Source organism: Clostridium magnum DSM 2767 (assembly GCF_001623875.1).
Classification (GTDB): domain Bacteria; phylum Bacillota; class Clostridia; order Clostridiales; family Clostridiaceae; genus Clostridium_AM; species Clostridium_AM magnum.
This window is the reverse complement of record NZ_LWAE01000001.1, coordinates 1409191-1429980: the sequence shown is the minus strand read 5'-3', so window position 1 is coordinate 1429980 and position 20790 is coordinate 1409191. Positions and strand designations below refer to the sequence as shown.

Below are 20790 nucleotides of genomic sequence, written 5' to 3'. Positions count from 1 at the left end.
CATTACCTCTTACTAAGTGGTTTTGGAAGAGCTGTTATAAACTTAGCATATCCTTTTTCATATCGCATTAGGTTTAAGCTGTGGAATTGCTTAAGGTTAAGAAGATCCTCTAACTCATATGGGCTTAATTCATCCTTTAGTTCTTCAAAATTCTTTTTATCAGCACCCTGTAATAACATATATGAAGCTCCACTGGCCTTAATCTCATACTTTAATTGAGGTAATAACTGATTCATGTAATGGGCTGATATAACTATCTTAGTTCCAAACTTTCTAAGCTGACTTAATACTGCACATATAATGTGTTCTGCTGTTGGTGATTGGTATATCTCATCATAGTAAACATTGCAACGCTTTGGTTTCTCATGTAATGCACCTCTAAGTTTAGTCGCAAGAACTATTTTACTTGTAAAGAATGTTACCAGTACATTTTTTACCATAGTATTATTAAAGGCATCTTCTGGCATCTTAATTAATATTACTTTTCCCTGTTCCATAGCTTCAACAAAGTCTATATTATTGTCGCAACTCATATTGAACATATATTTTAAATAAATATTCTCCTGGATAAGATTTATTCTATCTAAAATACCATCTATCTTACTTTCTTTAGTTCCTACAATTTCTCTTCTTAAAACTTCTTTTGTTTTTCTGTCTGTTTCGACTTCTACATCGTCAAGCTCCTCCAGAGCTAGCACCATATCATTATAGTAATTTAAACCATCTTCACTTAAATTATTTTTAACATAGTCAATATACTCATGTCTTTTTTTATAGTCTTGGAGACATTTAATAACATCACCTATGGAAGCTCCGTCACGTAAATATACTATATTAGCAGCAGCTGATAACACTCTTCTCATTTTAGATGTAAGAGGGTATCCATCTGTATTAATAGAATCTACAAAAGCCATGGTTTGCTCAGCCTTCATGTTAGCCATTTTAAACATTTCAAACTCTTCCATACCTGCTGATCTTACTTCATTGAATCCTAGGCCTTGAAAACATTCCTTCTTGGATAAATCCAACTCAATTACATCTTCTTTTCTTACAGCCATCTTAACAGTGTCAGCAAGTTCACAGTTTTTAATATAATCCATTATTATTACACATTCTTTATTGTCATTAGCATTCTTACACATATTGGCTATTAAAGTAGATTTACCTCCTCCTTGAGGACTAAGTAATAGTAGTGCTAGATTACCAAAATTATATTCGTTTCTCATATATGCAGGATATTCTTTTCCTTTATAAGTGGCCTTTCCAAGATATACATAGCCTTGTTGTAGTTCCTCTGGAATAGGGTTTTCTAGTACATTTACCTTAGTATTAACTTTAAATCTCTCTAATAAGTCTCTTCCTGGTATTTGGACTAGGTTATTACACTCCAATGTACTCATTCTATTAGTTTCAACTCCTTTTAATTTATACTCATTTAAATTTATATTTGCCTTGTTATTTAACTTTTTGTATACAAGAGAGTTATCTTCTCCTATTGTCTTATAGGCTTCTAAAACTGCATATGCGTTATTTTCTTGCCTTATCTTATCTTCACTCTTGCTTAACACAACTAACTGTGCATCTACAACTGTAGCACCTTCCTTTTTATGGGTTATTTTAGATAGGTTACTAGTTTTATCAACTAGGGTAACAGCTACTTCACTATTTTTGATAGGCTTCCCGTCGCACACAATGTCGTTTAGAATATCGAAAGCAAAATCAATAGTTTTAATTATACCTATACCTATATATTTAAGAGCAACTACAGGGTTAAATTTTTCCTTCTCAATAGGTAATCCTGCATTTATTTTTTTCATGGTTTCTTTATAAACACCTACCCACCTTGATTGATTTATAGGTGCCAGATTATAAATTATGTTAATCCTATCATCCTTCTCCATGATGCCCATAACATTAAGAATATTATTAAGAGGATCATTGACTTTTTTATTTACCTTTAGAGATAAGGCATCTTCTTTAGCATATCTAAGTTGATATTTTTCAGAATCCTGAGGTATTTGTATCTCTCCTACTTCTTGAATTGTTGCTCTTTTCCACACCTCTGAACATTTTTCGATAAATAGCTTAGAATATTGTTTTGGAACTAACATATAAAACTTACAATCGTCTTTTGTTATATCTATTATGAAACTCGCCTTCTCTGGAAGCTTATATGTCACTTTAAATCCTTTGTTTTTCATCTCTTTGGTAATTCGTTGATAAGGTAATCGATACATATTAGCTATAGTCTTTGCTACAAGCTCTGTATCATAATTCCTATTTGAAGTGTCAGGAGTTATTTGTAGAACTGAATATTTAGGTTTGACTATCTGAAAGAACTCGCTAAATGAATAAGTTTTTTCCTTTTGAAAGATTTTTTTTATATTCAATAATATCCCCTCCGAAAATTAATAATAGTGGAGGTTTATCACTCTATAATCCTATGTAAAATTATTTTAAAGCCGTACTAAACATCTGAATGACCAGATAAATAAAAATACTACTAGCAGCAACTTTTTTACCTTTTTTCCACCCAATAATAAAAGCTATAGTTGAAAATAAACATATAAATAAACATATCCAAAAACTATGCTTAACTACTCCACCCCATAGCCACCATACTAATACTTTAGGGTTGGTTAGATAGTAATATAATTTTCCCGTTACTTCAAAGAAGTGTTTTATATTATCATTTAGTGTATCTACTCTTTGTATTAAATCCTTAGTTCCCTCAACTATCCTTAAACTATCAAGATCAAACATGAATTTAAATTCGGGTTCCTCTTGAGGAGTTGCTTCTGCTAAAAATTGAGCTAAAGTCATAATAAACATACCTATACCTCCTTATATAAAAGCACCTCTTATAATTTCAAAAAACCACGGAATTAAGTAGTCTGCTGCACATACTAGAAATCCTGTACCAACTTTTTTCCAAGATCCTTCTCCTTTTATAATTAATTCAAGTAGGGCTTTAAAGGTATAAAACATTGCTGCGTAAAATATAACACTTTGAAATACACCGACAATTTTCCAGCACGGATCATCTAAACTTGGCATCCCTGTAGTTGGTTTAGCCATAACCTTTTCCGCATATAGCATTATACCTAGAGTTACTACTAAAGTATTGTATAACTTACTATCTTCTTTTAACTGAACTCCATCATCATTAAGAACCTTTGAGAGTGCATTCATAGCTCTTTCCTTTCTACTCATGCCTAAGATTTTCAACCCCTCACTAAATGAATAAGTTTTTTCCGGAATAATACTAAACATAACTTTCCTCCTCTTATATTAGATTTAGTGATTAAAATAAATAGAACTGTTAATAATAAAAGTAGCTAAACTAATGAAAGGAATTGATAGTATGGGATTTTTATTTTTCTGTTCAGCTACCTACGTTGCATTACAATTAGCGCAGGATATATTTGCAAGATAAATTGTAAATAATTTGTTAACAATGCCTAATCACACTAGATTTGACAAAATTACAGGAATTTTTAAAAAAGTTGTAGCATACACTGTTAATGTGCAGCAGATTCAGAGGTGTGATAGCAACTCAGAATTTGATGTATATTCAGCAGTGACTTAGGCTTAGTCTACCCTTTTGTGGCAGGCTTTATTTTTTTATAATTAAACTTATCAAACTCTTCAAATACACTAGTTCTTATATCTAATCCACTATAATCTTTACAATCCCATATTTCTTTTACCTTATTTCCTTCGCTATCTACCAGTGTAGAGTCTCCGTTTGTAAATTCAAGGGTAATACCAAGTTCCCAGTCAGCTTCGTCAATTCTTTTAAATATAACAGTATTAATTCTGTTTATATTTTTCATTACTCAACCTCCTGAAATATTATTTCTGTACCCTCCAATGGTGTCCACGGGTCCCCATAATATTTAGGTATATAGGCCTTCTCATAATTATTAGAATCAAATTCAATACAACAAGCACCTGTATCTATTGCCTTCCAACCTTCAGATGTAGCTATTAGCCAATGTAAATCTCCATAAGTCTTTTCTACCAATATCATTCCGCTTACTAAATTATTCATTACATACCTCCCGAAACCAATTTACTTTATACTTAAAGACCTGTTCTACTTTTCTTTTCCTATCTTCTTCTAAAAAGGTTTCCCCACTTGCATTTGTCCTTTTCCATCCTTTTTCCCACGTTGAGCTTTTAGTCTTCTTAAGTAAAATTGGTTGATAGAGATTCATAAGAATACCTCCATGCTTAATTTACGATTTACGCCTATCCTATCGTTGTAGTGCCAGAAGACACTATGATTGTATAAAGAAGTGATTTATTAAGATTTAATATTAATACTTAAAGTTCTTTTTTATCCCTTTTAGCATCTCCTGTAATTCTTCCCCTAGCTCTGCATCTTTTTTTAGGTCAAACTCAGGCTGATTTTTTCTATAACTGCAGATTAAAAATGTGATGAATATAGAGAAGTTACTTCCAAACAATTCTTTTGAAACATCTAGTCCGTATTTAAGTACATCCTCCTGAAACGATACTGCCTTAACTACTGCCATTTCTCTCATCTCCTTAAGATTAAACTTTAATTTTAATTGCTTTATACTCTATACTATGATTAAAGTTTAATTTTAATGCATGTCCACTATAAAAAAATAACTATTATGTACTTTTATTTTAAAAAATAAAGAACCCTATTAATTGGATTCTTCATAAATAATTAAATCTTCCATAGTACACTTAAGTTTTTTAGATATTTTACATAATTGCTCTACTGAAGGTTGCACTGAATTATTTTCATATCTGCTATATTGGTTTGTAGCTATATCTAAAAATTCCGCAAAATCCTTCTGTTTCTTGTATCCTATTTTTAACCTAATCTCTAATAGTCTATTTTTCACCCCATGTATATCCCCTCCCATTATTAGTTTGTGTACATATCCGATAAATGGTATCAAGTTCCTTTAAAATCAATTTAAGAGATGCATAGGCATCCCTTGAATTTTTTTTACTTATTTCAATAATATATCACCATTTCTTATTGTTATATATTGGCCAGCTGCTATTGTTATATATTTGTCCCCCGTGAAATTATCATTTGAGACTATATCACCCATTCCATGTTTGCTACTTTTTGATACCTCAACATACCCTCCGTTAGAAGATCTAACTTTATATTCTCCTGGTTGAATATCGACACCAACTTTGTATTGTCCACTAGACAATTTATTATCTGTTGGAGTTACCTTAGGAGCCTTATCAGCAGGGTATGTTTTCGCATTTTTAGTTGTAAAATATTGCCCACTTGCAATAGTTACATATACCCTTCCTTGTATATTTTCATTCATAACAATACTATCCAATGATCCGGTGCTATCTTTCGTTACTTCTACATAACCTGAGGTATCACTAGTTACCACATATTCTCCAGGTTGTATGTCCGTACCCACTTTATACATTCCTTCTTTTATTGAATCATCTTTAGGTGCTGGCGCAGTCTCTTTTGTTTTAGTATCTGCTGTATTACTACTTGCAGTAGTGCTACTATTTGCTGATTTTTCATTGCCACAACCTGTAGCCAAACTAGTAGCTCCTAGTATTATAATTGCTAATAATCCAGTTATTATTTTATTCATTAACTTAATCCCCCTATGTATATAAATTTTATATTTATTATATCAAATTTATATACATTTTGTAAGCAAATAGTAAATATAGAATATATTTTAAAATAATTCAAAATTACATTGACTTTGTACTCCATACGGAGTACAATTATATTAGAGATAACGAAAGGAGAAAATAGCATGGCAGTTAATCCTAGATTTCAAGTAAGAGATACAGAAGAGGAATTAAAAAAACTTGATGAAGCTTTAAAAATACTAAACTACAGTGACAGAGCCGCATGGTATAAGGAAATGAAAAGACGAACAATAATTGAAGCTGAAAAGAAAAAGGCAAAATAAGAGGAAGTTCCCCACCGGCAAGTGAATAAACTTCCTCTTAACACAACAATACAAATAAGGAGTTGCTAAAAAATATAATAGCATACTCCAGTGGAATATGAAAGGAGTAATTAAAAATGTTTGATGAGAATCTAGCTAAAAAAATAGAAGGTTTGAAAATCTGGACTGATGAACAAAAACACTATATAAGTAACCACTTATATTTTAAAAAGATAAAGGATTATTTAATGAATGAGTATGGAGGAGAGGTTTATGATCCGATTTTACACTATGAGTTTTGTACTAATATCTTAGATACTGAAGAATATAATTCAACTTTATACTTTTGTATTCATTATAAACCAAAAGACTTTCCTATTATCAGTTGTGTTGGTTTTCGTATTATGTACAGCTATGTTGTATATAAAAAAGATAATAGCTTGTGGGAGAAATTTGAAGCTTATCGCAAGAGTGACGAGGTATGCTTACAAGGAGCTGGAGAAGATAAGTATCCAAAGATATACAGAGATGAGTATAGTAGATCATGGCAAAAAGACGGATTCCATAAAATACTTACGTATCCTGAGTTAGAATAAAAAAACACCCTAGGCTTTTACACCTAGGGTTAAAATTACTTCATATCATTTGTTATGTTTACTGGATCAATGACCTTTGGCACTTCTGGATTAGTAGCTGTAGTTTCCTTAACTGCCTGTCTTGCAGTAGACTGGCCGAAGTAGAATGCTATTACCAAAGAAAATACTGTTAGGTACTGCTCTGAGGTAACTTTATTTACAATGGCCAAGTAGCAAAACACTATAGTAAGCAATAATGCTATGATTTTTTTAATTTGTAAGAACTCTTTTAACATAATAATTCCTCCTAGTTATTTAAGAATATATTCCATGTTTCTAATGTCAAAATTCCACTAGTAGGCCTTCCCCAGTTCTTTTGCAGATTGGTTATTGCCTGGAACGTAGGTTCATCATAAACCATATCTATATAAGAGCCTTTCTTTAAATATCCCCACTTGACAAGTCTTTGCTGCATCCATAACACAACCTTAGATTTATGTCCTTTTACTATAATACTTTTAATACCATTCAGAGCATCTAGTGTCTCCTGCCACTTATTTCCGTCTACATGCTTAAGCTTGGCATTATAGTCACAGTTAAGGTCCCATTGTAGGGCTTTAATAAGCTGTATTCTATTCGGGTCCTTTACATTTTCAAGTAGTATATTATTATAGTTGTTTACTAGTATTGCTTCACTAAAGTTATTTAAATCAACGTTGGTATGTATACCAGGTATACTTCCGCATTCTGAATATTGATGTCCAGCATAATTAGATGTCATTGGCTTACTTGCACCATAATTTGCAACCCATAAAGGTAAGTCTTTAACAGAGCTGCTTAAATTGTCTCTATAAAAATAATCTCCTGTGTATATTCCAACTTTCTTACCTTGTCCTAATAAGTAATCTGCAAACTGTCTTACTGCATTACTTGCTTCAGATATGCTCCAGTTATCACCTTCTATATCACAGATATATAAACAATCTGCATTTAGGCCTTCTACAGCTTGTAAAAAATGTTGTGCCTCAGCTACAGGATCATTATGTCTTAAAAAGTGGTAGAATCCTACTTTTAGCCCTGCTAACTTCGCAGTTTCATAGTTAACTTTTAAGTAAGGGTCAATAAAGCTTAACCCCTCACTAGCTTTTATATAAACTATTTCTACTTCTGCATTCTTTACCTGTTGAAAGTCAATAGCTCCTTGATTATTTGAAACGTCTATACCTTTCATTAAAACCATCCCCTTTATTTTTTTAATAATATTCCCATAACAAAAATAGAGACTGTAACAAATATGCCAAGTCCCCATTTTATTGTGGATATAAAATCATCCATTTTTTTAATCAAATTTTTTATATCTGTTTTATGTTCTCTGCTGTCTTGCTCAAGCACTTTTAAACGTTCCGAATGATTATTAAGTCTAATTTCATGATCTTCTAGTTTTTCATCTATGGTTTTGTGTTTTTCATTACATAGTTTTTCATCATATGCCATAAAGCACCTCCATTTTATGTGTTAAAAAAGAGCCTGGACTTGACTATCCAAACTCTTAAAAATCACTATATTCAATTTTTACGATATATTTATAATATTTTTCAAAAGCGACAATTAATCCAAAGAAACAATCTCTGCAAGTACATCAGTAGCACTTGTTATCACGTTATCAACTACTGTTCCGTTTTTAACTGCTGTATAAGGTTGTGTAATAAATCCCTTTATTCTATCTTTTAATGGGATAATATAGCCATTTTTGTTATATGATGAAAAAACACGTACCCCCTTTACATAAACGCCTGTTCGTCCACCACTATCGGTTTTGGCTTTAATAACAGTTTTATGTTGTGTATTCATTAATTTTTGATTACGATGTGGATTTTTAAAGAAATAGCCATTATAGGTTGCATACATATTTGTAGTACTTGTATATAATCCATCTGTTGTAATTTCACTATCACCACCATTGGGATGTAAACAAAATTCTATGTTAATTTCTTCGCCTATCCAATCAATTTCTATCGTATCATCAGCTACATTTGTCTTATAAGTCCACATGCTAGGAGCAACTTCTGTTCTAGTCCATGTTCCAGTAAATACCCCATTCACTTCTGTATGTTCGGATATTTTTTGATTTCCAACTACTGAAATACAAGTGATATAAGCAGTTCCACCAATAGCAGTTATTTTAATATCACGCGTTGCCATATTTACTTCATTTGATTTATAAAGTAATGTTTTTTGTGCGTTTGTCCCTAAATCATCACCAAAAGCAACGCTCGTAAGTGCATTATATCCAGTAGGAGTTTGAACCGTAATTGTACCTGTCGAAGCTTTCATTAATCCAGCAACAAAAACATAATCAACTGCAATATCGCCAACATAAAATTGAGCACTTTCTCCATCGTTTAACACAATCGCTTCATCAAGACCTAAATAAGTTTTTCTCGAATTTCCGATACCTGTTACAGTAGCTACATTATAAGCAAGATTAGGTTCAAACAAAGTTTTAACAACTTTTCCATCTTTATATATATTTTCATTAGTTACAGTTGGAGTTGCTAATAGACAATCACGACATAAGTTTGCCATTTTCTCATTACCTGTATCATTTGGGTGCGTTCCATCTGCTGTGTATAGTTTTAAATCAATTCCCTGTTCTTTTAAGTCATACCAATGTTTATTTACATCTATTAAACTTGCCCCTTCTTCTACTGCAACTCTTCTAATTACATCAGCATACAAGTTGTAGTAATCTTTTTCTGTCTCCATTATTTCACCTGTAACCATATCAATCATTGGTTGTTCCGTCATGCAAAAGACATCTATTCCATTACGTATTCCCATTCTTACAGCTAGTCGATATAGGTTTTCAAATAACTTAATATCGACATGATTATTATTTGCATCATTTCTTCCTGTACAAATAAACCAATAATCATAAGTAAATGGTGTAGTGTTTAATGATTTTGATGTTAAATCTTTACCAGTAATCATCCCAACGTTTGGAATAACACTTCGTATATCTTGACTTCCTACCGCCACGCATAGAGGATTGAATCCAGTCATTGGTTGACCCAATGCTACAACATCTCTTACCTTTTGACTTAAACGATAAAACCATGTTTTTCCGTATTCACTTGAACCATTACCTGCTCCAATGCTATCGCCTGTAATGTAAGCCTTAATCGATGGTTGTTTCATTAAAAATTTTTGTCGTATATATTTGTGACGAGCCACATAAACTTCTTTTTTTACTAAAATCGCATTATCAATATCTTTTTGAGCCGCCTTTTCAGCCAAAGACGACGTATTTTCATTGATAGCAGCAACTAAATTTTCCTTATTTACTGTATTTAACAGAGCTAAATTTCCTGTATTTTTTACAGTTTCATGGAACATATTAATGTTATCCTGCAATATATCTTGTATGCTTGAACTAGAGGCATATTTCTCTATTGGAGCATATACTATTTCACCTAAGGACTTTGTTTCAAGTAGGGATTCTTCATCAGTTGCATCCCAATTATATCCACCATCAATTAATACATCTATGCTCTTAATCTGCTTTAAATATACTGTATCAAAACAAGCTTGGGAATACGATGTGTCATTTATAAGTTCTCTACAGTTCATGTATAAAGCTGTAAAAACAGTAGAGATACTTTGGTCATCAGCTAAATGCCCACCATCTTTTGTATATCTATCATAAAATAATATTCTTTCATCATTTGTAGTAACTCTTAATTGATAAAATCTATCTAGCAATGACTTAACTTGATCTGTAAATCCGCAATATGCCATACCTTTTATTGCCCATAATTGCAAATCACCAGTAAACCATGTTTCTGTACTCCAACCACCTTCTATCCAATCCCAGTTCATTGCTGTTGGATTAGCTACACCATTTACAAAAGGTCCAGTCTCAGCATCATATTTATAGAAGCTGTATAACATATTGTGTCCTGTAGTTCTTCTCATACCATGATTATTATAACAATCTATAAACCAATTTTTGTGATTATTTAATATACTTTGAGGATAGTAGCTAATGCCTTCTATATCAGATCTTTGAGCATTTCCAAATAAAGTTACGTAATTCGTTATAGCTTTATAAATAACATCAATGCTTGTATTTGAAAAACTTGTCCATTCTGGAGCAAAACTACCCTCTGTATTTGATATAGTGTTATAAACAGCCCCGTTCATATATCCCGCTATTTCACCATTGGTTATTCTTGTAGATATATTTTGTTGCCACACTGCAGCCTGATCTAATAATTCTTCAATAGCAGTTTTATATATTAACTTAGGTGATATTTTATATGCTTCTAACAATGCCCATATAGCTTGATATTGTACTCTGACATGGTATCCCCAACCTGTTCCTGCCCATGTTCCATTGGAATGAGTAAAGCCATTAGGTATATACTTAAAGTTGGCACCATAAAAACTACCATCTTGTAAGTTATTCGCTATAAAATCAGCACATTTTTCTATAATAGACTTTATCTCTGTGTTAGCATCTAAACCATAGACCTTGCATAATGATACAATTGCCCAACAAGTAGCAGGAAGATCAATGGTATCACTTAGTTTTTTAGTAGTAGGATTAATATTATTAAAAACCCCACCTATAGGAACATTTGTCAATCCTGAAGCAGCATAAACAGGATCATTAGCATCAGTCACTACTGCAGGAGAGTTAGTAAAAAACCTTGCTATATATTTTAAATCTATGCTTTTAAAAGACTTTGCATTTAATGTGTTTTCATTTACAGCTGCTACTAAGTTTCCTTTACTTGTTGTGGCAAGATTAACTAAATCTCCTACTTCTTTCTTAGTTGCAAGAATAACTGCTGGGTCAACTTTTAAAGTTACTGCAGCCGTGTTTGTAACCTCAATTATAATTCTTATTCTAAGATCTTTAGCACTTCCCTGGCTCACAATTGGTTTATATGTCTCAGGATACTTACCTACAGCTAAAAGATTTCCCTTGTCATCAAATACACCTGCCTCACGTATCATAAAGCCGCCTACATCAGCTGGTATAACTGTTTCTAACACCAACCAATTAGCATTGGTTGAGTCTACTGTTATATTACCTATGTTCCCACTCCACACTTCATGCACAAGAGTAGTTTGAGTTTCTGTAGGATTGTAATATGCACCATTACCATCCCCTAGTTTTAATGTAGTAAAATTAACCTTTATTCCTAGTGCGCTTGCATTTGCTATTTGTGCTTTACCTGTATTAGTTAAGATTGTATAAAAGTTTTCTGCCATACATTTATTCCTCCTTTGGATATAATGTCGAAGTTTCTATGTTATGAAAATACATACCTAGTTCGACACTAGGTGTAACGTCAATATTAGTTGCAATATAAGGATATAAACTAATTGATTCGCCACTTACATGACATACTGCATTATAGACGCCTTTAGCTGTTGGATTGAGATTTATTGAAAGAGAATAATCTAAATGAGCTGGCTTGATAGTTTCAATAGTTTGGAGTAAATCCAATAAGCTAACAGCCTTACTTTTAACATTAAAATCAATATCAAAAGTGTACATTGAATAATTTTGAATTAAACTTACTAGACCATCTGTAAACTTTTTTAATATATCTGTCATATTTGAAGCAGTCATAGTGTATATCTGAGAAAGTTTATTTAATACATTAACTCTTCTGACTTCAATATTAATTGAAGTGTTTGTTGTTATACCTACCAACTGCTCCCATAACACAAGCCCCCAAGTTGCAGTATTAGGAAAAAGTTGATTCAGAAGGTCCTGCGTGTCGCTTTCTAAATTATCTGTTTCCGCTTGATACTGAATAAATAAATCTGTAAATATATTTGAATCAAACAAAAATGGTGGTAAATAAGATTTTAAATCCAATTAAACCACCTCCTAACTATATGTTATTGTACTTAAAACTGCTTTTTGTTCATCTGTTGTTGTAATATTGGATGTTCCTGTATTAAGTGTCAGTTCTGTAAAGTCACTTACCCCCTCAGTCAACGTTACAATTGCTCTAATGTTATTGTAGTTTACTGTGTCACCTGGATTAAGCTCACTTAAATAATCCCTTATAGATGTTTCTACATTTAATTTTACATCGTCTAAATTGTAACCAATTTTAATTGTTAACCCAGTTATTATAGTATTAATTTGAACTTGACTTACTGTTACTACCGTTACATTTGCCAATATAGGAGCTACTTCTTTTAAATGATCTTGTACGTTTTTAATTATAGTGCTATCCAAGATAGCTCCATTTTCTCCTGCAACTACCAGTTTGATTGTACCCGGACCATTTGCAAGAGGAATAACCTTAACATATAAAACCCCACTTACCTCTTTTGCCCATCTTTCATAGTCAGTTTTATTTCCACTGGAAGGAGGGTTCTGAACTTTTTGTAATAGTCTTGCTATCAGTTGTAAATCTGTTTCATCATCTGTTCCGCCTGTTGTTGGTACACTGTTTGTTACACTGGTTACCCCATTAATTGCAATGGGTATTTGAATTATAGTATTGGTTGGGATATTGTAACTTGTTCCAATAGCTGTAGCAGTTATATTTGCTGTAGCAGAACCATTTGTTATTACAACATTTGAATCTATTGTATACTGTAGACCCCCATTTGTTTGTACTATAGTCCCCTGTTGAATAACTGTATTGTTAACACCTGTAAATACTACCTGACCTTTAGACTTTACACCTAAGTTTCTAGTCACCCCTCTACTCTCTGCATTATAATCTAGATATGTTCCACTGCTTGTTTGTGGGAAAGCGTAGGCTAATATTTCATCTAATATAGCTCGATTGGAACTTAATTCTTTTCCAAATGCTGCAGCTGAATCATAGGCGATGTAACCCTCTGTTTTATCTACAGTGTCAGACATATTACTTAATATCCTATCTCTTATGATTTCTTCACTTTCACTATATGCGGCCACTATATGTCACCTCCCCTTGGTCTGTAAGAGCTGTAAAACCAACTGTCAATGTATCGCCATTACTATTAGCACTAAAGTTTTTTATACCTGTTATATGTGAGTTTGCACTTATACACTCCAGGACTAATCTCCTAGCCTCACTCTCAACCATACCACTACTAAAACCTTGTCCTACTAAAGTATCTAAGTCATGCCCATAGCTATCAGAATAAACACTATAAGTCATTTTTACAGTTTTCAAAGCTTTCCACATCCATATCTTAAGTGCTTCGGGGCCTTCAACTATTACAAACTTTCCGTTAACCAATCTAAATTCATTATTCTCAAAGTCCCATGCATACTCTCTTGGGATAGTTGCTGTTGCTGTTACGGCTTTATCTATTATTGTATCTACGTTAGCAATTGAACTAGGGAAAATACTCATAGTTTCACCACCCTACATAATAAAATGTAAGTCTGTTCGTTTGATGTAGCTAAACAAGCCACCATATCATCTTTTTTCAGCCCATCTGTGAAGCTTAATTCTGCATCTGGAATAGCAATATTTGAAATACTTTTGTCTTCTGCTGTTCCTGTAGCACTCGTTGAAGGAATTGAAATTTTTCTTTTATAATTGGACAATAAAAAATCAGCCACCAAAATATTATCTTTTGTAAGGGGCTGATCTCCTACTTTAATTGTTAGTGGATCAGAAGATGTTACCGTTCCTATTTCAATAGGTGGTGGATTATATTTTTTCCCTTGGTTTTGCATTCTTTGCAGTATGCTAACATAAGGATCACCAATATTCATTATTTATCCACCTCCACTAGCTTCATTTTAGTTTTAAAATTTAAAGTTAAATCCATAGTATATAATCCTGTTGCAACTTCCCACGTATGAGTATCAGCATCTATACACATAACAGTATTAGCTAAACTGTATATATATGGTATATTCACTGTTACCCCCCAGCCAGTAATACATTTAGTGTTGCCTAATAAATTTACAATTATAGTTTCATCCACTCCATGCAACATGCTATTTGCAGTTGTTAGAGGTGATTTATCATCCTCTGAGGCCTCATATACATCCTGTAATACCCCATAAGCTTTTATCCACTCTCTCTGCCATGCAGTGCCTAAGTACTCACCTTTATCATTATAAATATTTACCTTGTTAACCATATTACTAATTGTATCTGAATAATTAGTATTGCCTAAGTTTATACTTGGACTTATAACAAAGTTATCTACCGCAACACCCATATTCATTATTCCTAATACATCTTTATTCATATAAGGCATAAAGTTATATTTGCCACCATTAAAGTGCCATACTTTCGTATAAGCCATCATTATTATCTCATAGAAAGATTTCTGCTTTGCTAATAGATTTATTTTATATCCTGAAGTCCCAATATCACCGCAAAATATTCCTGCATCTCCACAAATTGTTCTCACAATGTCTTCTGGAGTTATATTCGTAAAGTTGTAGGATCCTTTAGACTTCGTTAAATAAATCATGCAGTCGAAAGCCACAAATTTAAGTTCTTGACTTTGCGAGCCTATCTCCCTGTCAAATACATGGCCTCTAAAAAGTTCTTTTCCATCCTCCTGCATCCAAATTAAAGTTCCAGGAGCTATCTGCACATTAGGTTGATTTTTATCCCATATGCTATATGACATTGTAACATCAAGTTTTCTTGCTACTTGCTCTTTATCCCCTGACCATACTATAGTCTTGCAAAAATTAGTTATATCTGTTTGAATTGGTCCTTTACTTGGGCTTTGATATAAACTATATAACTTAATCATGTTATCACCCTGTATTCCTTTAATTGCAGTGAAAAATAAATATCCCCTGTTCCGTCCTGCTCCTTAATCTTGAAACTCTCAATTGAACAAAGGATGTTTACTGGAGTGCCTGTAATTACATATCTTATAGGTTTACCGCTACTTATCATTAATTCAATAAGTTCCACACATTCTTTAGGGGATGGAAAACCTGTATATTGGCAAAAACCATAGTTTTGATTAGGGAAAAAACTCTCTATTGGTGCTATTTCAGCAAGTTTGGGTTTACCTAGAAATGAAACCTCTCCAATACCTTCTACTAAAAAGGAACTATTATTATTCGCCCATGTAATTTCATAATCAGCAGGAGGTATTGGGAGTCTTAGAGAATAACTACCTTGTTTTAACCAAAATTCCATATAAGTATCACTCCTCTAAAGAATTTTTATTTTTCAAGAGTGAAAAACTTATTTTAACCCCTGTAATCTTTTCTAACTTATCGAAACTATCAAGATCCGTAAACCCGTTTTTTGTACAATCCTGATTAAAATTACAATCATAACATGCTTGTTTTGAATCTTTATCTTTACACCAATTGGTTTTAACAAACTCTTGAATATGTTTTGCTATACAATATAGGTCTTTTTCCTTTAATTTTCTCATATAACCCCTCCTAAATTATATTTGCTTCAGCTAGTATTAATTTTTTAGCTAATGCAGTAGCTAATTTATCTATATCTGCATCCTCACGAATTATAATTTGATTTGCTAATTTAGCTATGGTTATACTTTTGCCATTAGAATTCATTGAATTTCTATGATCTATAACTTTGCTACCTGAAGGTATCCAAACTTTTTCAGGGCCATTTTCTCCTACCCAAGTTTCTCCACCTCTCCAATAACTTGTACCTAATGCGTTTTTACCTGTACGCTCTGATGCTTTCTCACTAATTGTTCTAGTATCATCTATCCTTGTTTGGGTGAATGTGACTGCTTTATCTTGTGCTTTAGTACCATTCCATGTTGTCAGCCAATTCCATGCATTTTGTATCGCTGATGTTATACTATTCCAATGTATATATATTTCATCTAGTATCTTTAATAATGGATTAGTATTAATTATAAATTGTCCGATTGGATTATTTCTAAACTTTTCCCATGCCTGTGATACTGCTTCCTTAACTTGATCCCAGTGTTTAACTAATTCATAAATGACTATCCCCAATGCTATTACACCCGCAATAACTAGCACTATAGGATTCGCACTTAATGCAGCATTAAACAACCATTGTGCAGCTGTTGCTGCTTTTGTTGCTGCAGCACTTGCAAATAAAGCTATCTTTTGGGCACCTAATGCTATTGCATTTGCAGATATAGCTATAGTTTGTGCTCCTACTGATACTACTACTTTCCAACCTTCTAAAGCATATTTCGCAACAGCAACTATTAATTGACCTGTTATTACTAATGCAGTCTTTGTTGCTTGTGCTGCTGTTTTAATCAAACTTGCGATAAATCCGGCTGTTATTTTAGCTCCAGCTATAACTGCTTCAGCTCCTGCTTTAACCATACTAGCTATAAAACTAGCTGTTACTTTAGCACCGTTGACAACTGCACTTGTTCCGGTTTTAACCATGCTTGCAACAAAACTTGCTGTCACTTTAGCTCCATTAGCAACTGCAGCAGCTCCTGTCTTAACTACGCTAGCTATAAAATGTGCTGCTATTTGTCCACCAGCTATTGCAGCTTTTGTTCCTGTAATCAATAAAGCTGGTCCAAAGATAGTTCCTAATATACTCGCAGTTACTTTTATTTCAGTTTGATTATCTTTTAAAGTTTTCTTAAAGTCATCAAATTTCTCAATCGTCTTTTTAACAGCTCCGTCTTTAAACTCTATTAGTTTATCTTTAATTTCCTTGACTTTGTTAACTAAGTTTTGAAATTCTTCTTTTACTTTACTTATGGCTTTATCTTTTAATTCAACAAATTTATCTCTTAGTTCTTGTGCAATTTTACTTATTTTATCCCAGTGAATATATAATAATATAGCAATGGCTATTATAGCTGTTAGTGCAATTACTACTAGATTCCCTGGTGTTTTAAGCCAAGCCATTATTCCACCAGCTTTTTGAATATCCTTTGTTAACCTAGCAATACTTGTAGTAGTATGTCCTATGCTACTAGTTAACGATCCTATTATCCAAATGGCAGGACCAGCCGTAGCTGCAAACATAGCAAACTTTATTATAACTTCCTGAGTCCTTGGATTTAACTGACTGAATCTATTTGTTAGTATTGTAAGGTTATCTACCATTTCTTTTAAATGAGGTAAAAATGTTTGTGCCAATGTTATACCAGCAGTTTCAAGGGAACCTTTTAATTGTTCGAGAGAGCCTTTAAAATTATTTAATTTCTCAGCTGCAACCTGTTCAGCTGTAACTTTGCTCATAGCTGCTTTCATATCAGTAACACCTTTTGAGTTTTCTTTGTAAAGTATATTCGCAGCCCTTATAGCATCGCTGCCAAACAGAGTTTCCATAGCTTGAAGCCTTTGAGCATCTGTTAAACCTTTCATACTATTATTGAGTATTTCAGATATCTCACTTAACGACTTTAAGTGCCCTTGTGCCGTAAAAAACTTACTTGATCCATTTTCAGTAACAAGATTTAACTGTTTAAATAACGCTACTTGTTTATCAGTACTCGGCTGCAAATTCATTAACATGGTTTTTAAGCTAGTACCAGCATCACTACCTTTTAATCCATTCTGAGCAAATACTGCAAGTGCTGTAGATGTGTCATTAAAACTCATACCAACAGAACTAGCTACAGCAGCTACAGAGGATAGCCCAAATTTTAATTCCCTAACATCTGTAGCAGATGCATTAGCTGCTCCTGCTAAAATATTTGCTGCACTACTTACAGTTAAATTATCTGCTTTAAAAGCATTCAGTGCTGTGCTCGCAATCTCAGCTGCTTCTCCTAATTCTAGTTCTCCTGCAGTTGCTAAATTCAGAGCACCCATCAGTCCACCATTTAAAATATCTTTTACACTTACACCGGCCTTAATTAATTCCTCAATACCTCTAGCCGCATCTTTGGCACTGAAGGCTGTATCGGCTCCTGCCTTTAAAGCTAAATCAGAAAGTTGCTTCATTTCTACACCAGTAGAACCACTTACTGCTTTAATACTAGACATTTGGGCTTCAAAATCCATGCCTGCTTTTACTGCGGCTGCTCCAACTCCAACAAGGGGCATTGTTAATGCTGCTGTTAACCCAGCACCAGTACTTTCTAAACTTCTTCCTACTTTACTTATATCTCTACCCATATAATTGGCCTTTTTCTGAAAATCAGTTATATTAGCATTAACATTCTTTAGTGTTGCACTAAATTGATCTCTTAATGTTATTATTGCATCTATTACATGTGCTATGTTAACCACCCCCTTGTTCTCGTTCTTTAATTCGTTCTTCTATTTCATAATGGATAAAAGCCCTAATGACTTTTTTCTCCCCAGATTTTCTATTATAATAATCACTTGGCATTATACCTTTATGACGAAAAAGAAGATAGGCTGTCTGTACATTCCCATCTTCTTTTATTAGTTTTTTATTTTTTCTTCATCCTCATCATCATCTTTCTTGTATCCACTTAATTCATTTATAGCATTATATAAATCATCCATTTCACCTGAAAGAAGCAATTTTCTAATTAATTCTTTAGGTGTAGGCGCATTAAAATGCTTCATAACTTCTTCATTCTTGAAAACTTCAGGACATCCAGCAATAATTGTCATTGCCTTCATTTCATACATATTAATTTTCTTTATATCACCTTTTTTTAGTTCAATGGCTCCCTCTTGTATTTCAGCATATCTTTCTGGGTCAATAGCCTTACAAGGAAACTCTACTTCTTGTCCCAACTTCTTCAACTGTAATTTTATATCCTTTTTAGGCATCTCTATTTTTCCTGCATCTATTTTTAATAACTTTTCAACTATATTCATAACATGTACCTCCTAATTAATCTATTAAATCTAATGGTTCCCAATCCTGGAATGTGAAAGGTATACTTTCTTCGCCATTCTTTTTAGCATCCCAGTCAATTAGTGTAAGCTCATCAAAAGTAACTCCTTTGAGAGTTATTCTCTCAGTGCCAAGTGCATCTGGATCAGCTAGCTTTGACATAATTGTAAACTCAGATTGCTTACCAGCTCTTATATCAGAACTTAAAAGACTTATCATCATAGAAGTTACCTTGTTGAGCTTTAATGTACCTTTGCAATCTATACCTGTTATTTTTTGCCCATCAACTAATGTTCCACACATGGAAACTGCTGTTTTCTTTAATGAAACTTTAGCTTGAAGTGATGTACATTCAGCCATTTTTTCACCACTCAACCACATTTCTCCCCAAGTTCCGCTTATAACCTGACTTGCTTTATAACTATCCATATATAATCATACCTCCTACATATAAAGATTTAATACTAAGTCTTCCATTGCATCTAAAGGCCTTGTTGTTCCAGCTAAGAGTACAGATGATCCTGTATTAGCTTCTTTTATCTCCTGGTCTTTCATAGTATCAACATCTGTTCCTTGGCCTTTTAAGTATAATTTCTGTGATTCCATATCAATTCCTACGGCATTTTTACCTCTATCCAGCAACTGCTGCAATTCTAATCCCTCTAAATAGGCATTTATAGCAGTAATTAAAAGACATTTATGGTCATAATCATTTGGAACTTTACCGACATAATTATCATCATAAGTTTTTCGTATATCACTATATATAAGATCTATAATGTCTACAATTTTAATTTTCTTAAAATCAGCTCCTTTGTCTGCTGTGGTAGTAACAAGTGAGTTTACTGCTCTTGCTATTTTAATTTTCTCACCATCATTCATCAAGACTAATTTACCTGCATCTATAAGTGCATCAAACTCAGCTTTTGTGTGATGTGGTACATCAGTGACCTCAGGTAGTGGGGCATACGTAGCTGCCATATATAGTGGAGTTCCTGCTATTATTCCAGCGATTCGTGAACAATATTGTGCTGCAGTATAGGTTTCACTTCCTACTTTTATATCATCTGTAGCAAGATTAATTATTCCTTCATGGTCAGCAGTACAATTTGGTAATACCGCCTTAACCTTTAAGCCTTTTGTATCTCTACAAGACTTAATCCAACTAGCAAAAGCAGTAACTTCTCCTGCCACTATACTAGGAACACATACATAGTCCCATTTAACAGTTTCTAAATATGTTTGTGCTGCAGTATAATCTACTGCATCTGTAGCTATTACATAAGCGATAACCTTTATAGGTGGGTTTACATATCCTATAAAAACTCTTTGTATTTCTGCCTTGTTTTCAGTACTTAATCCACTAGGTATGTCAGTGTTGCTTGTCATTACTATTGGATTAGTTAAAGGTGCTGGTATCGTGTCTTTAATTATCATTGCAACTATTCCACGTTCACCACGTGCAACAGCACTTGTTGCTAATGATTTAAATATTATTTCAATATTAGGTAATCCCATAAATATTTA

General features: G+C 33.1%; 27 protein-coding genes. 3 read left to right on the top strand and 24 right to left on the bottom strand.

Going from position 1 to position 20790, the window contains the following annotated elements; all coding sequences use genetic code 11:
- Positions 1 to 2: 2 nt before the first annotated feature.
- The 3 genes from CLMAG_RS06935 to CLMAG_RS06925 form a co-directional block, all read right to left on the bottom strand.
- A complete protein-coding gene (locus tag CLMAG_RS06935) occupies positions 3 to 2390 on the bottom strand; it encodes a type IV secretory system conjugative DNA transfer family protein (protein ID WP_242872944.1) in 2388 nt (795 codons plus the stop codon).
- A 61-nt stretch (positions 2391 to 2451) separates the two neighbouring features.
- Positions 2452 to 2832: a hypothetical protein gene (locus tag CLMAG_RS06930; protein ID WP_242872943.1), complete on the bottom strand. Its 381-nt coding sequence runs from the start codon at positions 2830 to 2832 to the stop codon at positions 2452 to 2454.
- A gap of 12 nt (positions 2833 to 2844) precedes the next feature.
- Complete coding sequence (locus CLMAG_RS06925) at positions 2845 to 3273, bottom strand: hypothetical protein (protein ID WP_066619857.1); 429 nt, start codon at positions 3271 to 3273, stop codon at positions 2845 to 2847.
- A gap of 184 nt (positions 3274 to 3457) precedes the next feature.
- Here CLMAG_RS06925 and CLMAG_RS34205 point away from each other — a divergent pair, with 184 nt between their 5' ends.
- Positions 3458 to 3589, top strand: a complete 132-nt coding sequence (locus CLMAG_RS34205) for a hypothetical protein (protein ID WP_278329881.1) — start codon at positions 3458 to 3460, stop codon at positions 3587 to 3589.
- A 7-nt stretch (positions 3590 to 3596) separates the two neighbouring features.
- On the opposite strand, the gene CLMAG_RS06920 is transcribed toward CLMAG_RS34205, so the two are convergent.
- From CLMAG_RS06920 to CLMAG_RS06900, 6 genes are all read right to left on the bottom strand, one after another.
- Positions 3597 to 3836: a hypothetical protein gene (locus tag CLMAG_RS06920; RefSeq protein ID WP_066619855.1), complete on the bottom strand. Its 240-nt coding sequence runs from the start codon at positions 3834 to 3836 to the stop codon at positions 3597 to 3599.
- On the bottom strand, positions 3836 to 4054 hold the full coding sequence (locus CLMAG_RS06915) for a hypothetical protein (RefSeq protein WP_066619852.1): 219 nt from the start codon (positions 4052 to 4054) through the stop codon (positions 3836 to 3838). The genes CLMAG_RS06920 and CLMAG_RS06915 overlap by 1 nt, the downstream gene beginning before the upstream one ends.
- Positions 4047 to 4220 (bottom strand): hypothetical protein, encoded by a 174-nt coding sequence (locus CLMAG_RS32305; protein ID WP_161486941.1) that lies wholly within the window; start codon positions 4218 to 4220, stop codon positions 4047 to 4049. Before CLMAG_RS32305 ends, CLMAG_RS06915 begins: the two co-directional genes overlap by 8 nt.
- Positions 4221 to 4322: 102 nt before the next feature.
- A complete protein-coding gene (locus CLMAG_RS06910) occupies positions 4323 to 4541 on the bottom strand; it encodes a hypothetical protein (protein WP_066619850.1) in 219 nt (72 codons plus the stop codon).
- A 138-nt stretch (positions 4542 to 4679) separates the two neighbouring features.
- On the bottom strand, positions 4680 to 4883 hold the full coding sequence (locus tag CLMAG_RS06905) for a helix-turn-helix transcriptional regulator (RefSeq protein ID WP_423231060.1): 204 nt from the start codon (positions 4881 to 4883) through the stop codon (positions 4680 to 4682).
- Between the two features lie 111 nt (positions 4884 to 4994).
- Positions 4995 to 5618: an Rv1352/Rv1906c domain-containing protein gene (locus tag CLMAG_RS06900; protein WP_066619847.1), complete on the bottom strand. Its 624-nt coding sequence runs from the start codon at positions 5616 to 5618 to the stop codon at positions 4995 to 4997.
- Between the two features lie 171 nt (positions 5619 to 5789).
- Between CLMAG_RS06900 and CLMAG_RS32300 the strand changes: the two genes are divergently transcribed.
- Positions 5790 to 5948, top strand: a complete 159-nt coding sequence (locus CLMAG_RS32300) for a hypothetical protein (protein WP_161486940.1) — start codon at positions 5790 to 5792, stop codon at positions 5946 to 5948.
- Positions 5949 to 6064: 116 nt separating this feature from the next.
- Entirely contained in the window at positions 6065 to 6523 is a 459-nt protein-coding gene (locus CLMAG_RS06895; protein ID WP_066619845.1) for a hypothetical protein, read from the top strand.
- Between the two features lie 35 nt (positions 6524 to 6558).
- On the opposite strand, the gene CLMAG_RS06890 is transcribed toward CLMAG_RS06895, so the two are convergent.
- From CLMAG_RS06890 to CLMAG_RS06820, 15 genes are all read right to left on the bottom strand, one after another.
- A complete protein-coding gene (locus CLMAG_RS06890) occupies positions 6559 to 6798 on the bottom strand; it encodes a hypothetical protein (RefSeq protein ID WP_066619843.1) in 240 nt (79 codons plus the stop codon).
- A gap of 11 nt (positions 6799 to 6809) precedes the next feature.
- Positions 6810 to 7733, bottom strand: a complete 924-nt coding sequence (locus tag CLMAG_RS33515; protein WP_242872942.1) for a GH25 family lysozyme — start codon at positions 7731 to 7733, stop codon at positions 6810 to 6812.
- Between the two features lie 14 nt (positions 7734 to 7747).
- Complete coding sequence (locus CLMAG_RS06880; protein ID WP_066619838.1) at positions 7748 to 7996, bottom strand: hemolysin XhlA family protein; 249 nt, start codon at positions 7994 to 7996, stop codon at positions 7748 to 7750.
- Positions 7997 to 8110: 114 nt separating this feature from the next.
- A complete protein-coding gene (locus CLMAG_RS06875) occupies positions 8111 to 11782 on the bottom strand; it encodes a phage tail-collar fiber domain-containing protein (RefSeq protein ID WP_066619836.1) in 3672 nt (1223 codons plus the stop codon).
- Between the two features lie 4 nt (positions 11783 to 11786).
- The gene (locus tag CLMAG_RS06870; RefSeq protein ID WP_066619834.1) at positions 11787 to 12398 is read right to left on the bottom strand and encodes a putative phage tail protein; all 612 of its coding nucleotides are present in this window, start codon (positions 12396 to 12398) and stop codon (positions 11787 to 11789) included.
- Between the two features lie 12 nt (positions 12399 to 12410).
- A complete protein-coding gene (locus CLMAG_RS06865; RefSeq protein ID WP_082831820.1) occupies positions 12411 to 13460 on the bottom strand; it encodes a baseplate J/gp47 family protein in 1050 nt (349 codons plus the stop codon).
- Positions 13447 to 13884 (bottom strand): DUF2634 domain-containing protein, encoded by a 438-nt coding sequence (locus tag CLMAG_RS06860; RefSeq protein WP_066619833.1) that lies wholly within the window; start codon positions 13882 to 13884, stop codon positions 13447 to 13449. The genes CLMAG_RS06865 and CLMAG_RS06860 overlap by 14 nt, the downstream gene beginning before the upstream one ends.
- Positions 13881 to 14252: a DUF2577 domain-containing protein gene (locus CLMAG_RS06855; protein ID WP_066619831.1), complete on the bottom strand. Its 372-nt coding sequence runs from the start codon at positions 14250 to 14252 to the stop codon at positions 13881 to 13883. Before CLMAG_RS06855 ends, CLMAG_RS06860 begins: the two co-directional genes overlap by 4 nt.
- Positions 14252 to 15256 carry an XkdQ/YqbQ family protein gene (locus tag CLMAG_RS06850; protein ID WP_066619828.1) on the bottom strand — a complete coding sequence of 335 codons (1005 nt, stop codon included), beginning with the start codon at positions 15254 to 15256 and terminating at the stop codon, positions 14252 to 14254. The genes CLMAG_RS06855 and CLMAG_RS06850 overlap by 1 nt, the downstream gene beginning before the upstream one ends.
- Positions 15253 to 15654 (bottom strand): hypothetical protein, encoded by a 402-nt coding sequence (locus CLMAG_RS06845; RefSeq protein WP_066619825.1) that lies wholly within the window; start codon positions 15652 to 15654, stop codon positions 15253 to 15255. The genes CLMAG_RS06850 and CLMAG_RS06845 overlap by 4 nt, the downstream gene beginning before the upstream one ends.
- Before the next feature lie 7 nt (positions 15655 to 15661).
- The gene (locus CLMAG_RS06840; RefSeq protein ID WP_066619822.1) at positions 15662 to 15898 is read right to left on the bottom strand and encodes a hypothetical protein; all 237 of its coding nucleotides are present in this window, start codon (positions 15896 to 15898) and stop codon (positions 15662 to 15664) included.
- A 10-nt stretch (positions 15899 to 15908) separates the two neighbouring features.
- On the bottom strand, positions 15909 to 18680 hold the full coding sequence (locus tag CLMAG_RS06835) for a phage tail tape measure protein (RefSeq protein WP_066619819.1): 2772 nt from the start codon (positions 18678 to 18680) through the stop codon (positions 15909 to 15911).
- Between the two features lie 159 nt (positions 18681 to 18839).
- Entirely contained in the window at positions 18840 to 19244 is a 405-nt protein-coding gene (locus CLMAG_RS06830; protein ID WP_066619816.1) for a phage tail assembly chaperone, read from the bottom strand.
- Positions 19245 to 19260: 16 nt separating this feature from the next.
- Positions 19261 to 19692 (bottom strand): phage tail tube protein, encoded by a 432-nt coding sequence (locus CLMAG_RS06825; RefSeq protein ID WP_066619814.1) that lies wholly within the window; start codon positions 19690 to 19692, stop codon positions 19261 to 19263.
- Between the two features lie 15 nt (positions 19693 to 19707).
- Complete coding sequence (locus CLMAG_RS06820; RefSeq protein WP_066619812.1) at positions 19708 to 20781, bottom strand: phage tail sheath subtilisin-like domain-containing protein; 1074 nt, start codon at positions 20779 to 20781, stop codon at positions 19708 to 19710.
- Between the last annotated feature and the right edge of the window lie 9 nt (positions 20782 to 20790).

Excerpts from the sequence above, each read along its gene's own strand:
- CLMAG_RS06825 (WP_066619814.1), bottom strand. The coding sequence starts at position 19,692 with ATGGATAGTTATAAAGCAAGTCAGGTTATAAGCGGAACTTGGGGAGAA.
- CLMAG_RS06910 (WP_066619850.1), bottom strand. The coding sequence starts at position 4,541 with ATGGCAGTAGTTAAGGCAGTATCGTTTCAGGAGGATGTACTTAAATAC.
- CLMAG_RS32300 (WP_161486940.1), top strand. The coding sequence starts at position 5,790 with ATGGCAGTTAATCCTAGATTTCAAGTAAGAGATACAGAAGAGGAATTA.
- CLMAG_RS06890 (WP_066619843.1), bottom strand. The coding sequence starts at position 6,798 with ATGTTAAAAGAGTTCTTACAAATTAAAAAAATCATAGCATTATTGCTT.
- CLMAG_RS06930 (WP_242872943.1), bottom strand. The coding sequence starts at position 2,832 with ATGTTTATTATGACTTTAGCTCAATTTTTAGCAGAAGCAACTCCTCAA.
- CLMAG_RS06915 (WP_066619852.1), bottom strand. The coding sequence starts at position 4,054 with ATGAATAATTTAGTAAGCGGAATGATATTGGTAGAAAAGACTTATGGA.
- CLMAG_RS06880 (WP_066619838.1), bottom strand. The coding sequence starts at position 7,996 with ATGGCATATGATGAAAAACTATGTAATGAAAAACACAAAACCATAGAT.
- CLMAG_RS06845 (WP_066619825.1), bottom strand. The coding sequence starts at position 15,654 with ATGGAATTTTGGTTAAAACAAGGTAGTTATTCTCTAAGACTCCCAATA.
- CLMAG_RS06830 (WP_066619816.1), bottom strand. The coding sequence starts at position 19,244 with ATGAATATAGTTGAAAAGTTATTAAAAATAGATGCAGGAAAAATAGAG.
- CLMAG_RS34205 (WP_278329881.1), top strand. The coding sequence starts at position 3,458 with ATGCCTAATCACACTAGATTTGACAAAATTACAGGAATTTTTAAAAAA.
- CLMAG_RS06850 (WP_066619828.1), bottom strand. The coding sequence starts at position 15,256 with ATGATTAAGTTATATAGTTTATATCAAAGCCCAAGTAAAGGACCAATT.
- CLMAG_RS06840 (WP_066619822.1), bottom strand. The coding sequence starts at position 15,898 with ATGAGAAAATTAAAGGAAAAAGACCTATATTGTATAGCAAAACATATT.
- CLMAG_RS32305 (WP_161486941.1), bottom strand. The coding sequence starts at position 4,220 with ATGAATCTCTATCAACCAATTTTACTTAAGAAGACTAAAAGCTCAACG.
- CLMAG_RS06900 (WP_066619847.1), bottom strand. The coding sequence starts at position 5,618 with ATGAATAAAATAATAACTGGATTATTAGCAATTATAATACTAGGAGCT.
- CLMAG_RS06875 (WP_066619836.1), bottom strand. The coding sequence starts at position 11,782 with ATGGCAGAAAACTTTTATACAATCTTAACTAATACAGGTAAAGCACAA.
- CLMAG_RS06820 (WP_066619812.1), bottom strand. The coding sequence starts at position 20,781 with ATGGGATTACCTAATATTGAAATAATATTTAAATCATTAGCAACAAGT.
- CLMAG_RS06855 (WP_066619831.1), bottom strand. The coding sequence starts at position 14,252 with ATGAATATTGGTGATCCTTATGTTAGCATACTGCAAAGAATGCAAAAC.
- CLMAG_RS06860 (WP_066619833.1), bottom strand. The coding sequence starts at position 13,884 with ATGAGTATTTTCCCTAGTTCAATTGCTAACGTAGATACAATAATAGAT.
- CLMAG_RS06895 (WP_066619845.1), top strand. The coding sequence starts at position 6,065 with ATGTTTGATGAGAATCTAGCTAAAAAAATAGAAGGTTTGAAAATCTGG.
- CLMAG_RS06925 (WP_066619857.1), bottom strand. The coding sequence starts at position 3,273 with ATGTTTAGTATTATTCCGGAAAAAACTTATTCATTTAGTGAGGGGTTG.
- CLMAG_RS33515 (WP_242872942.1), bottom strand. The coding sequence starts at position 7,733 with ATGAAAGGTATAGACGTTTCAAATAATCAAGGAGCTATTGACTTTCAA.
- CLMAG_RS06920 (WP_066619855.1), bottom strand. The coding sequence starts at position 3,836 with ATGAAAAATATAAACAGAATTAATACTGTTATATTTAAAAGAATTGAC.